Below are 13,238 nucleotides of genomic sequence, written 5' to 3'. Positions count from 1 at the left end.
GGGGATTTATTTTTTAAGTGCTAAAAGATAGTATTAGCGTATTTCGCGAAGCCCTTTTAAAAAAATCCATTTCATAAACAATTTTTCGCCTTCTTTGGTTTTTGTGGCCATAAATTTGGGTCCCAATAATGTAACACAAATAAAGCCCAAAATTGAAATGAAAATTCCCGTTTGATGAAAATAGTTATAAGCTACATAACGAAACGTGCCAAATAATAAAATAAAGCTAAGTAACTGATAAACAAATGCTTTGAGTTGTAATTTTGTCATTTTTTAAATATTTTGTTCCTGAAATTTGGTTCTTTTGCTACCCGAATACATTTCATATTTAACCAATCTGGATTCGATACTGGCATTAAACAACTTGATTTTTCGAGAAGGTTTTAGTCCAACATGTTTTAATGCATCGAGGTTTCCTGTAATAAACCAAGCATTCGTAGATGGGTAATTTTTTTTGAGGGTATTGCCTATTTGTTTATAAAATTCTTCCATGTGTATGTCCAATCGTTCATCATAAGGCGGATTAAATACAATATGTAATGGAGCGTTAGTTGTTTTTTCTGTTTCAAAAAAATTGGTGTTTTCAACAGTAATATATCCGTCTAAATTGGCATTCTTTATGTTTTCTTTAGCTTTTAATACTGCACTTGGAGCTTTGTCATAACCCACAATTTTATAATTAAATTCTTTAGTTTTTTTCAATAAACTAGCCATAATTTCGTCAAATAAATCATTATCCCAATCTTTCCATTTTTCAAAAGCAAACTCTTTTCTATTAATATTTGCTGGAATTTGGCAAGCAATCATTGCGGCCTCTGCCAAAAATGTTCCAGAACCACACATAGGATCTAAAAAATCGGATTGTCCGTTCCAGCCAGATAACAACAAAATACCCGCAGCCAATACTTCGTTGATTGGTGCAATGTTGGTTGCCGTTCGATAGCCCCTTTGGTGCAATGATTGTCCTGAAGTATCCAAGGCCACCGACACTTGATCATTGGCTATATGAATATTAATTCTCAAATCTGGAAACGATTTGTCAATGCTTGGCCGTTGTCCTGTGCGTTCTCTAAACTGATCCACAATGGCATCTTTACATTTTTGCGATACAAATTCTGAATGGTTAAAATATTCAGAATGTACCGTGGTGTCAATAACAAATGTTTGATTGGCATGTAAAAATTTGGCCCAATTCATACTCGAAATGCCTTTATACAATGCTTGTTCGTTATTGGCCTTAAAGTGGTAAATGGGTTTTAAAATTTTCAAAGCCGTTCTCAAAGAAAGATTTGCTTTATACATAAAACCTTTATCGCCAACAAAACTTACCATTCTTACACCAACTTCTACATTTTGAGCACCTAAATTTTTCAATTCGGTTGCCAATATCTCTTCAAAGCCAAAAAAAGTTTTGGCAATCATTTTAAAATTTTCCATATTGTATTGCTAAAAACAACATTTTGAAAAGGTTGTTTGTTTTATATTATTTTTTAAGACTAAAAAATTAATTCAAGTGCAAAAATACATTAAATTTGCAAGCTATAAATCGATTATAACTAAAATAATGTCTGAACAATCAAAATCAAATACCTTGCAGCAAAAGGATGCCCCAGATTGGTTTGCCTCGTGGTTTGACTCTCCTTATTATCATATTCTTTACCAACATCGAAATGATGAAGAAGCTCATTTTTTTATGGACAATTTAACCCAATATCTGAACATGGATGAGGGGTCAAAGGTGTTGGATTTGGCCTGTGGCAAAGGCCGCCATGCCGTTTATTTGAATCAATTAGGTTTTGATGTTTTAGGCGTTGATTTGTCAGAAAACAGTATCCAAATTGCAAAAAATAATGAAAATGATCAATTGCATTTTCGGGTACACGATATGAGAGAACCTATTGGAGAAAAATTTGATGCCGTATTGAATTTATTTACAAGCTTTGGTTACTTTGAAAACAAAAATGATAATTTAAAAACACTTCGTGCTATACAATCAAGTGTTTCCGAATATGGTTTTGCGGTTATCGATTTTATGAACGTGCCTTATGTTGTAGAACATTTGATAGCCCATGAAACCAAGATTCTGAACGATATTACGTTTCACATTCATCGCTATCTTGAAGCAGGATTTATACATAAAGAAATTCGTTTTGAAGACAAAGGACAATCTTATTTTTTTGTAGAAAAAGTAGCTGCATTAACTTTATCAGATTTTGAATTGATGATGGAAGAAGCAGGAATATATTTATTAGACATTTTTGGCGATTATAAGCTAAAAAAATACCATAAAACCGAAAGTCAAAGACTGATCATGATTTTTAAATAAGCCAAAAGCAAATGTATTATATTTTACCTTTATTTTCAGTAATAATTGGCTATTTGGTAGCTTTATTTTTGAAACCAAAAAACAAGAAAAACCTTAAACTGTTATTGGCATTTTCTGGTTCCTTTTTGCTTTCTATAACTGTAATGCACTTGCTACCTGAAGTTTATGAGCAACACGAAAGCCACGCAGGTTTATGGATTATGATGGGGATATTGTTTCAAATCATTTTAGAATTTTTTTCAAAAGGAGCTGAACACGGGCATGTCCATGGCCATCAAACGATAGACAACATCCCTTGGTTGCTCTTTATTAGTTTGTGTATTCATGCCCTTTTAGAAGGATTTCCAATTCAAAAATCGCCAGATTTGGCCATAGGCATTGCCATTCATCATTTGCCAATAGCTATTATTTTGACAACTTTTTTTGTACAAGCACAATTAAATCAAAGGGCTATTTTTATTTTTATGATTGTTTTTGCTATCATGACCCCGTTAGGTACTTTTTTATCTGCCTACATCCTACTTTTACAACAATTACAAATGCCATTAACCGCCATAGTTATAGGGATTTTATTTCATATTTCATCAACTATTATTTTTGAAAGTAGCGAAGGACATAAATTTAACATTGCTAAAATTACTATGATTATTTTAGGAATTGGTTTAGGTTTTTTTATCTAAAAAATGATTTTTTACAACACCTATCTATTATCAATATGGATTTCAATAAAATTACAGAACAAACATCAAAATACAATCATTTAGAACAAATGAGTGTTCAGGATTTGCTTGCCAATATGAATAAAGAAGATCAAACTGTGCCTTTGGCCGTTGCACAATCTTTACCACAAATCGAAAAATTAATCCATCAAGTTGTGGACAAATTGCAAAACGGGGGCAGGTTGTTTTATATTGGTGCAGGAACTTCGGGCAGGCTAGGTATTGTAGATGCTTCGGAGTGTCCGCCCACATTTGGAGTGCCTTTTGATATGGTACATGGTATTATTGCAGGTGGCGATAAAGCCATTAGAAAGGCTGTAGAAAATGCCGAGGACAGCACCACCCAAGCATGGGAAGATTTAATGTTGTTCAAAATTAATGAAAATGATGTGGTCATTGGTATTGCTGCTTCTGGCACAACACCTTATGTTATTGAAGGTTTGAAAAAATGCAACGAAAACCACATTATTACAGGAAGTATTGCTTGCAATGCCAATAGTCCGCTGTCTCAAGTGGCACAATTTCCAATAGAAGTTATTGTGGGCCCCGAATTTGTAACGGGTAGTTCCCGATTGAAAGCGGGTACTGCTCAAAAACTAGTACTCAACATGATATCGACAGCAAGTATGATTCGATTGGGCAGGGTTGTAGGAAACAAAATGGTTGATATGCAACTGACAAACAACAAGTTAATAGACAGAGGCACCAAAATGATAATGGAAGAAACCACGCTTTCCTATACTGCTGCTGCCACTTTATTAGCACAACAAGGAAGCGTAAGAAAAGCAATTCAATATTTCAAAAAAAATCATGGCCATTAATAAAAAACTACTCTCAAAAGGCATACAATATTTATCTGGGGCACTGCCGCTTTTTTTTATTGGCCCATTCATGATTTATAATGCCTTAATGAACAAGCAAAACCCTTGGCATTACCTCATTCTTGGATTAGGGATTTTATGCTGCGGTATATCTATGTGGTTGATGGCCAAAGGATTAAAAAAAGTTGTAGATGGTATTTTTGAAGAAAAATCCTAAATTTTTACTAAAATCTAATTAAAAAAAACAAAAATACTTATTTTTTGAATTTATATCGAGTAAATTATTATTTTAGCCCACTCCTATAAATACAAATAAAATGGAAAATTTACATAAAGGCGACAAAAAATTAATTAACGCCTGGGCCATCTATGATTGGGCCAATTCTGTGTATAGTTTAGTAATTGCCACCGCTGTTTTTCCTATATATTACGAATCTGTTACTAGTCAAAACAATGGAATGGTCTTTTTTTGTGGTATTTCATTTCACAATACCACTTTACTTTCATACAGTTTATCATTTTCCTTTTTAGTTGTTGCGTTTTTATCACCTATTCTATCTGGTATTGCTGATTATACTGGGAACAAAAAAAGATTTCTTCAATTTTTTTGTTATTTAGGTTCTTTGTCTGTTATGTGTTTGTATTTTTTTGAAGGACAAAGTACAGTATGGATTGGAATAGTATTTACCATTTTGGCAAGTATTGGATTTTGGGGAAGCATTGTGTTTTATAACTCCTATTTGCCCGAAATTGCCCCACCCGAGGACCACGATAGAGTAAGTGCCAAAGGATTTATGTTTGGTTATACGGGTTCTGTTATATTGTTGAGTTTTAATTTAACTATGGTTTTGCATCCCGAATGGTATGGCATTACAGACCCTACCCTACCCTCTCGCATCTCTTTTTTGTCTGTTGGAATTTGGTGGATTAGCTTTGCTCAAATTACTTTTTATTATTTGCCAAACAATGTTTTTCAAAAAAAACCTGAAAAAGATTTTATCTTCAAAGGCATTAGAGAATTGAAAATAATATTAATGAATTTGAAAAACTATCCTGCTTTAAAACAGTTTTTAATAGCATTTTTCTTATACAGTATTGGTGTGCAAACCATTATTTTATTAGCTGGAATTTATGGCAAAAAGGAACTTGGAATAGATACTAGCAAGTTGATAATCACTATTTTATTAATACAAATTGTAGCTATTTTTGGTGCCTTTTTATTTTCTAGAATTTCAGAAAATATTGGTAATATCAAAACATTAAAACTGACAATTGCCATTTGGGGGCTGATATGTTTTGCGGCATATTTATTAGATGCCCGAAATAAGTATATCAATATACAATTTTATGCTCTGGGTGCCATGATAGGAATGGTTTTGGGTGCCATTCAATCTTTGTCTAGATCTACTTATTCCAAACTGTTACCTCATACAGAAGACCATACAACTTATTTTTCTTTTTTTGATGTAACCGAAAAATTAGCCATTGTTTTAGGAACCTTTATCTTTGGATTAGTGGGTGCCATAACCGAATCCATGCGAAATTCTATATTTATATTGGCCGTTTTCTTTTTGCTGGGATATATCATATTGAGTTTTATGAAACCAATTGATAAACATTAGATTAAAAAATATTTACATATATAAATATTAATCATAATTTTATATATGTAAATTAATTTTTATATAGTAAGATTCAAATCATTTTATTTATTTATGAGAATCATATTGTTTATTTTTCAACAATAACGATGCTGTTTGATAATATGAAATGGTTTCTTTTTCTAAATCCAAACGGGGTTTGGTCATTGGTAATTGCTCATACATCAATTGAAAATCGTTACTCAAATTTATGTTGTATTGCATGTGCAAATCGTATTGTTTAACTTGTTGTTTTGGAGCTATTATCGTTAGCTTATTGTCTTTAATTAAACCTAAATTTTGATAAGTAGCAATAAATGCACGAGGTTTGTAACTGGATTTTAAAACATCTTGTCCATAAAATTTACTTTTATAATTAAAATGTAAAAGACCAAATAATGTTGGCATTACATCAATTTGGGACATCAAAATATTGACATTTTGAGGGGCAACAAAATCCGGTGCGTAAATCATGGCTGGAATTCGGTATTTATCAAGCGGCAATTCTGTTTTACCAGAACTCGAAGCACAATGATCGGCTATAATCACAAAAACGGTTTGTTTAAACCACGGTTGTTTTTGGGCCATTTTAAAAAATTGTTTTAATGCAAAATCTGTATATTTTACGCCACCTTCTCGTGATTTGGAGTTACTTGGTATATCAATTTTACCATTTGGATATGTAAAAGGGCGGTGATTACTTACAGTCATCCAATGATTAAAGAATGGTTTTCCTGTTTTGGCTTCCACATTCATTACTTCTATGGCTTTATGGGCCATGTCCTCATCGCACACCCCCCATACGTTTGAAAATGTAATGGCCTCTGGCTTCAATGAATTTTTATCAACAATTTGATAATTATTTCCTTCAAAAAAATCTTTCATATTATCAAAATAAGCATCACCACCATACAAATACTTAGTTTGATAGCCTTTTGATTGGAATACAAAGCCTGTGGCAAATTTATTTTTGTTGTCTTTGCGTTTTACCACACTTTCGCCTGCTGTGGGTGGAAAACAAAGCGTAACGGCCTCAAGCCCTCTAACGGTTCGATTTCCAACAGCATATAAATTGGTAAATTGCATGCTTTGTGTAGCCAAACTATCTAAAAATGGGGTAATGTTTTGATCGTTTCCATAACATTTCATAAAGTCGGCACTCAAACTTTCAATCGTAATCAAAACTACATTTTTATGCAATTCTGGTACATCATCATGCAGGATACGAGTGGTATTATCTTTCTGAATATCAGGTATTTGATTTTTTAAAATAGCAAATGCTTCTTCATTTGGTATCGTTTTATAAAACTTAAAATAATCCAATTCACTATTTCTAAATGCTTTATAAAATTTGTAAACCCCATTGGATTGTAGTTCATTTACAAATATATTTTGTGCATTTTCTTTATTGGATAAAATGGGAATTATCCACAATGACAAAGCCAATAAAGTAAAGTAAAGGGCCGTAATTTTTATTTTTTCTGAAAATGTTGGAATTTGTTCTATGTAAATTTTAGATTTTTTAATGATAAAATAAGAAATAAAACCAACAATAACAAATAACAATGAAAAAATAGGCACAACAGGATAAGATTGCATGATATTCCCTATAACTTCGTTAGTATATACCAGATAATCCACCGCAATAAAGTTGTATCTTACACCAAATTCATTCCAAAAAAAGTATTCGCTGATAGTGTTTTGTAAAATAATTAATACATATAAAAAAATCACAAAACTAAATAACCAATACCTTAATTGAGATCTGTATTTTGGAAGCCACAACATTAAACCAAAAAAAATGGTTTTTATGGCAACAAAAGTAATTCCAATTTCTGGCAAAACGCCACCATATTCATTAAGAATAGTATTAAAAAAAGTAACATAAATGAGTAACAAAACCAATAAGAAAAACACGATATAACCGAATGGTTTGTAATATTTTGAGTTTGAAATAAAAATTAAATACAACCATAAAAAGAAAATCCCTACAATTGAAACTGCAACATCAGAACATAAACCCCAGAAAAGCAGGGTAAATGTTTCTATTATTTGAAATTTTGATTGCGTTATTGGATGAAAAATCAATAATATTCTTAATAAGAAAGACATGATGACATACAATATACTCAAATTGATAAATGGGGCTAATTTTTTTAAATCGAACATACATTTTTTAATTTGCTACAAAAATATTCATTTTTTATCAAAGTAAACTAGAAATCGTTAGAAAATTGCTTTCTTAAAATTCACTTAAAAAATAGGCGTTGTCAAAATAATATCATGAAATAACAGTTATATTTGACATATAAATCAATACTTTTTTAAAAATGAAAAAAATAGTTGTAATCACATTCCTATTATTAGGACAAATAGGTATTTCGCAAACTTGGAAAACCAATTTTGAAGAGGCAAAAAAACAAGCTATTGCTGAAAATAAAAATATTTTATTAGTCTTTTCTGGAAGTGATTGGTGTGGGCCATGCATAAAATTAGATAAAAATATTTGGCAATCGAACGAATTCAAAAAGGAAGCCGATAAAAGTTGGGTACTATTAAAAGCCGATTTTCCAAAGAAAAAAGCCAATCAGTTACCCGCTGAAGTAACGGAAAACAACAACAAATTGGCCGAAAAATACAACAAAGACGGAAATTTTCCTTTAGTTGTACTTTTAGATAAAACGGGAAAAGTGTTGGGCATGACGGGGTATCAAAAAATGGATGCCGCTCCATTTTTAGAAAACATACATAAATTTGAAAAATAAATGAAAAAAATAATTGTTTTTTTAATCTTAACAATCACTTTTAATAGTTTTAGTCAAATTATTGTTCGTAGAAAACTAACCATGCTAACGAGTCCATTTGAAATGACTGTTGTAGCAAAAGACAGTTTAGAAGGGCATCAGTATATAGATGAAGCCATTGCCGAAGTAAGGCGAATTGAACTTTTAATTTCGGATTGGATACCAACTACTCAAATTTCACTAGTAAATCAAAATGCTGGTATTCAACCTATTAAGGTTGATGAAGAAGTTTTTGAATTGGTCAAACGTGCCATAAAGGTATCCAAACTTACCGATGGAGCTTTTGACATTTCGTATGCATCGATGGATAAAATTTGGAAATACGATGGCTCGATGACTGCACTGCCCTCTGATGAAGCCATAAAAAAATCTGTTGCCAAAATAGGGTATCAAAAAATAATTTTAAATGAAACCGAGAAAACTATTTTTTTAAAGGATAAAGGAATGAAACTTGGTTTAGGAGGCATTGGACAAGGGTTTATAGCCGATAAAATTAAACAATTATTGAGAAAAAAGGGATGTTTGTCAGGAATTGCAAATGTATCTGGCGATATTGCAGCTTGGGGCAAACAACCTAATGGCGAACCCTGGACTGTTGGTATCATTAATCCGATGAATAAAAACAAAGTATTTGCCACTTTTCCGTTGGTAGATGCCTCGGTAGAAACCTCTGGAACGTACGAAAAATATGTGGTTTTTAATGGGAAAAGATACAGCCACATCATCAATCCAAAAACGGGATGGCCTGCACAGGGTATTGTAAGTGTAACGGTTTTTGCAAAAGATACCGAAATTGCCGACGGATTAGCAAAAGGAGTTTTTCTATTTGGAGTTGAGGCTGGCATCGATTTAATCAATCAGCTAAAAGGGGTTGAGTGTATTGTTGTGGACGATCTAGGAAAAATCCATACGTCTAAAGGGATTAATATTGAAAAAATGAGTTTGAATTATAAATAAATAGACCTTAAAGAATGAAAAAAATAGTAATTTTATGTTTATCTGGAATATTTTTACAGTCGTGTACCAGTGTAAAAGAATACGAAAAAGCGAAAATTAACGATCCTGAAATGAAACTTTCTGCACGTAAAGTAGAAAAACACGAAACAGCCTTTCAAATATATAGAGAAGCTGCGGCAGGAGCAAATGGCGGAAAATCAGGCGGAGGCTGCGGATGTAACTAAATGGTAAAAGATATTATAACAACAAAAATGAAGATTCAATTATTAGCATTATCGGCTTTTTTTATGAGCCTCATGATGCATGCACAACAAAAAGACAGTACCATTGTATTCAAAAAGAAAGTTTTAGAAAGTACAGAAGTTGATTTTATATCCAGTTATTATGCACAAGACGGCTCTCATTCTGCAGTAAGTGGCGGGATTGGTTCAGAAAAATTAACCGACATTGCTTCCAATATTGTCATTGCAATTCCATTGAATACAGACGATGTATTGACGGTAGATGCAGGATTATCAGCCTATACCTCGGCGTCGTCTAGTAATATCAATCCGTTTAATAAAACGGGAGCATCTGGAGCTGGAGGTGATGATGACCGATTAGACAACAATAATGGTACAACTACCCCAATAGGTACTCCATGGCAAGCTTCGTCTGGAGCTTCAAAAAGCGATCAATTAATCTCGTTATCAGCAAGTTATAGTCATTCAACAGACAACCGGAATTTTATTTGGAATGTAGATGCTTCTGTTTCTAGCGAATATGATTATAGCTCTACAGGATTTGGTGCTGGTGTTACAAGATTATTTAATAATAAAAATTCAGAAATTTCTGTAAAAGCCAATGCTTATTTAGACAATTGGAAACCTATATATGCTACAGAATTGAGCGAATATGGAAAATATGGAAGTGGTTTTTATGTTAATGGTTATTTTAATGGAATAACAGTATATAATCAAAATGGCGTGGCTACAACGGCTTACCTGCCTTCAAAGTTTAAAGTTTGGGACTCAACGGGCAGAAATTCATTTGCGTCTATGTTTAGTTTTTCACAAGTAGTTACTAAAAACTTACAATTTTCAATCTTTTTTGATGTCTTAAAACAAGAAGGTATGTTATCAACTCCATACCAAAGAATATATTTTGCAGATAAAGCTAATTTCTATATTGGAAATAAAAGTTTTATACCGGTTTATGAATCATCAAGTAATACTGGGGTTTATAGACTAGCAGACGACATAGAGCGATTGCCAAACACACGTTTCAAACTGCCTATGGGCATGCGATTGAATTATTATATCAACGAAAAATTCATTTTCAAAACCTATTACCGTTATTATCAAGACGATTGGGATATAAAAGCACATACTTTTTCTGCAGAATTGCCTATAAAGCTTACAGATGCTTTTACTATTTATCCCATGTATCGTTTTTATACCCAAAATCAATCTAAATATTTTGCTCCATTTGAAAAACATCTTTCAACTGAAACTTATTATACGTCCGATTATGATTTGTCCACGTTTCAAGCCAACCAATATGGCATAGGTTTTGATTATACAGACCTTTTTGCTAATACAAAAATATTTGGTTTAGGTATAAAAAATATTGATTTTAGATTCAATCATTATTCCCGAAATGATGGTTTGACTGCCAATATTGCTACGATAGCTTTTAAATTTACAACAGATTAACAAATAAATTTTGGTTAAAATATTAATTATTGAAGATGAATTGGCAATTGCAAACTTCCTCCAACAAGGATTGGAGGAAGAGCAATACCATGTCATCATTGCCAACGATGGATTGGAAGGCTTGGCTTTATTCAAACAAGAAAATCCCCATTTGGTGCTATTGGATTGGATGTTGCCCAAAATGTTAGGACTAGATGTTTGCAACGCTATTCGATTGATAAACCATGATATACCTATCATTTTTTTGACAGCAAAAGACACTTTGTCAGAAACAATAGACGGGCTAAAAGCAGGTGCAAATGATTACATCAAAAAACCTTTTTCGTTTGAAGAGTTACTATTGCGAATCAAAATACAACTTAAAAATGTTGATTTTGATACCAAACTAACGTTAGGAAACATAGAAATAGATTTGAAAGAATACCGTGTATTTAACAATAAAATAGAAGTTTTGCTTACACAAAAAGAATTTTCATTGTTGGCTTATTTAATAAAAAACAAAGGCAAAGTGTGTACTAGAGCTCAAATTATTGAAGATGTTTGGGACATCCATTTTGATTATGACTCGGGGGTTATTGATGTTTTTATTAATGCTATTCGCAAAAAATTAAATCTAAAAAAAGATTTAGATTACATAAAAACCATTAGAGGCATTGGCTATATTGCAAACGAAATTTCATGATGATGTTTAGATTTTCATACAAAAACAGAATGGCATTTTACTACATTCTCTCTACGGCTTTATTAATATTTGCCGTGTTTTTTGTAATATATTACACCGTAAGCATGAGTGTTTACAATCATGTAAATCAAGATATTGAAAGCGAAGTAAGCAAACATTTGTCTGAAATCGAAATCAAAAATGGACAAATTCGACTGTTGCACCACAACGAATGGCTAGAACGAGAACACAATACTGTGGCTGTAAATCCAGTATTTGTACAGTTTATGAATAGCAATAAAATAGTTGTTGAAAAATCTCCAAATTTGAATCAGATTGAACTTCAGTTTAACAGCAAATATACTGAAAATCAATTATTTAACACACAATTAGCAAGCAAAAAAATCAGACAAATTCAGGTTCCTATTTATGACAAAAATCAAAAAATGGGTTATTTGTTAGTAGCCATGTCGTTAGAAGAGGCCCTGATGGTACTTCAAAACCTGTCGCAAATATTAATTTTGGCTTATCCATTAATTTTGATACTTTTATTTTTCATAGCTCGATTTATTACGGGTAAAAGTATTAAACCCGTACAAACCATCATCGATACATCAAAAGAAATTACCAAAGATAATTTGCACAAAAGAATTAAATTACCAGATAATAAAGACGAATTGTATATTTTATCTCATACAATTAACGATTTATTAGATAGAATAGAAAATGCCATTATCCGAGAAAAACAATTTACTTCAGATGCCTCACATGAATTGAGAACGCCCTTAACTATTATTAAAGGAACTTTGGAAGTATTGGTTAGAAAACCCAGAACTCAAAAAGAATATGAAGAAAAAATTACTTTTTCGATAACCGAAATAGATCGCCTCAATGAATTGATTACAGAGTTATTATTTTTAGCTCGTGTCGAAAACCATTTGCAAAAAATTGACAATCAATTATTTAGTATAAATGCTGTTGTGAGTGACTATTTGTCGAGGTATCAAAACAAAATACAAACCAAGGAAATTCAAATCAATTTTAACACAAGCCAAGATTTTAAAGTTGTTTCGGATCCATATTGGGTAGCCATTTGCATCAAAAACATTTTGTCTAATGCCATCAAATATTCCAAACCCCAAGCGGCCATTACAATATCGGTTCGGGAAACCCCACAGGAACATGAATTAATGATTGCTGATAACGGAATAGGCATTAAATCAAGTGATTTAGAAAAAATATTTCAACCCTTTTTTAGGTCAAACGCCATTGAAAACCCAGACATTAAAGGTAGTGGATTGGGACTTTCAATAGTAAAAAAAATTTGCGACTTACTTCAAATAAAAATTTCGATACATAGTGTTGAAAATCAAGGAACTACCATTAAGTTGCACTTCAAAAAATAAATAGCAGTTGTATTTTTATTTCAAATTTATTGGTATATTATCAAAATTTTAAAAAGTTGCATTTAATACCAAATATACATATAAAATATATTTGGTATAATTATTGAATCTAGCCAAACTTTAACAGGTTTCGCCAAACTGACGACAAATATCAGTTTCTAAAATTGCCTTTGAATATTTATCATAAATAGTAAAAAACTATTAAATAAA

General features: G+C 31.9%; 14 protein-coding genes. 11 read left to right on the top strand and 3 right to left on the bottom strand.

Features of this window, described 5'->3' with window-relative positions:
* Window positions 1–33: 33 nt before the first annotated feature.
* Together B0A58_RS06860 and B0A58_RS06855 are read right to left on the bottom strand one after the other, a co-directional pair.
* Window positions 34–270, bottom strand: a complete 237-nt coding sequence (locus B0A58_RS06860; RefSeq protein ID WP_089080433.1) for a hypothetical protein — start codon at window positions 268–270, stop codon at window positions 34–36.
* A gap of 3 nt (window positions 271–273) precedes the next feature.
* Window positions 274–1,437 carry a THUMP domain-containing class I SAM-dependent RNA methyltransferase gene (locus B0A58_RS06855; protein ID WP_089080432.1) on the bottom strand — a complete coding sequence of 388 codons (1,164 nt, stop codon included), beginning with the start codon at window positions 1,435–1,437 and terminating at the stop codon, window positions 274–276.
* A 127-nt stretch (window positions 1,438–1,564) separates the two neighbouring features.
* Here B0A58_RS06855 and B0A58_RS06850 point away from each other — a divergent pair, with 127 nt between their 5' ends.
* The 5 genes from B0A58_RS06850 to B0A58_RS06830 all read left to right on the top strand — a co-directional run bounded on the left by B0A58_RS06850 (window position 1,565) and on the right by B0A58_RS06830 (window position 5,488).
* Window positions 1,565–2,326: a class I SAM-dependent methyltransferase gene (locus tag B0A58_RS06850; RefSeq protein ID WP_089080431.1), complete on the top strand. Its 762-nt coding sequence runs from the start codon at window positions 1,565–1,567 to the stop codon at window positions 2,324–2,326.
* An 11-nt stretch (window positions 2,327–2,337) separates the two neighbouring features.
* Window positions 2,338–3,006, top strand: a complete 669-nt coding sequence (locus B0A58_RS06845; RefSeq protein WP_089080430.1) for a ZIP family metal transporter — start codon at window positions 2,338–2,340, stop codon at window positions 3,004–3,006.
* Between the two features lie 35 nt (window positions 3,007–3,041).
* The gene (murQ, locus tag B0A58_RS06840; protein WP_089080429.1) at window positions 3,042–3,866 is read left to right on the top strand and encodes an N-acetylmuramic acid 6-phosphate etherase; all 825 of its coding nucleotides are present in this window, start codon (window positions 3,042–3,044) and stop codon (window positions 3,864–3,866) included.
* Window positions 3,856–4,083 carry a DUF6095 family protein gene (locus tag B0A58_RS06835; RefSeq protein WP_014084458.1) on the top strand — a complete coding sequence of 76 codons (228 nt, stop codon included), beginning with the start codon at window positions 3,856–3,858 and terminating at the stop codon, window positions 4,081–4,083. Before murQ ends, B0A58_RS06835 begins: the two co-directional genes overlap by 11 nt.
* 100 nt (window positions 4,084–4,183) lie before the next feature.
* Window positions 4,184–5,488 carry an MFS transporter gene (locus B0A58_RS06830; protein ID WP_089080428.1) on the top strand — a complete coding sequence of 435 codons (1,305 nt, stop codon included), beginning with the start codon at window positions 4,184–4,186 and terminating at the stop codon, window positions 5,486–5,488.
* Between the two features lie 87 nt (window positions 5,489–5,575).
* Here the strand turns inward: B0A58_RS06830 and B0A58_RS06825 are convergent, their stop codons facing one another.
* Window positions 5,576–7,675 carry an LTA synthase family protein gene (locus tag B0A58_RS06825; RefSeq protein WP_089080427.1) on the bottom strand — a complete coding sequence of 700 codons (2,100 nt, stop codon included), beginning with the start codon at window positions 7,673–7,675 and terminating at the stop codon, window positions 5,576–5,578.
* A 161-nt stretch (window positions 7,676–7,836) separates the two neighbouring features.
* Here B0A58_RS06825 and B0A58_RS06820 point away from each other — a divergent pair, with 161 nt between their 5' ends.
* Genes B0A58_RS06820 through B0A58_RS06795 form a run of 6 tightly spaced genes read left to right on the top strand, consistent with a single transcriptional unit; the run spans window position 7,837 to window position 13,028 of the window.
* A complete protein-coding gene (locus tag B0A58_RS06820) occupies window positions 7,837–8,271 on the top strand; it encodes a thioredoxin family protein (protein ID WP_014084461.1) in 435 nt (144 codons plus the stop codon).
* On the top strand, window positions 8,272–9,267 hold the full coding sequence (locus B0A58_RS06815) for an FAD:protein FMN transferase (protein WP_089080426.1): 996 nt from the start codon (window positions 8,272–8,274) through the stop codon (window positions 9,265–9,267).
* A gap of 14 nt (window positions 9,268–9,281) precedes the next feature.
* Window positions 9,282–9,491, top strand: a complete 210-nt coding sequence (locus tag B0A58_RS06810) for a DUF4266 domain-containing protein (RefSeq protein WP_089080425.1) — start codon at window positions 9,282–9,284, stop codon at window positions 9,489–9,491.
* 27 nt (window positions 9,492–9,518) lie between these two features.
* Window positions 9,519–10,961: a DUF3570 domain-containing protein gene (locus B0A58_RS06805; RefSeq protein WP_089080454.1), complete on the top strand. Its 1,443-nt coding sequence runs from the start codon at window positions 9,519–9,521 to the stop codon at window positions 10,959–10,961.
* Between the two features lie 10 nt (window positions 10,962–10,971).
* Complete coding sequence (locus B0A58_RS06800) at window positions 10,972–11,643, top strand: response regulator transcription factor (RefSeq protein ID WP_014084464.1); 672 nt, start codon at window positions 10,972–10,974, stop codon at window positions 11,641–11,643.
* A gap of 29 nt (window positions 11,644–11,672) precedes the next feature.
* Window positions 11,673–13,028, top strand: coding sequence for a sensor histidine kinase (locus B0A58_RS06795; RefSeq protein ID WP_243389463.1), 1,356 nt, complete (start codon window positions 11,673–11,675; stop codon window positions 13,026–13,028).
* Window positions 13,029–13,238: the final 210 nt, after the last annotated feature.

This window comes from Flavobacterium branchiophilum NBRC 15030 = ATCC 35035 (assembly GCF_002217205.1).
Classification (GTDB): Bacteria; Bacteroidota; Bacteroidia; order Flavobacteriales; family Flavobacteriaceae; genus Flavobacterium; species Flavobacterium branchiophilum.
Note: the sequence above shows the minus strand (reverse complement) of the source record. Positions and strands in the feature narration are given on the sequence as shown.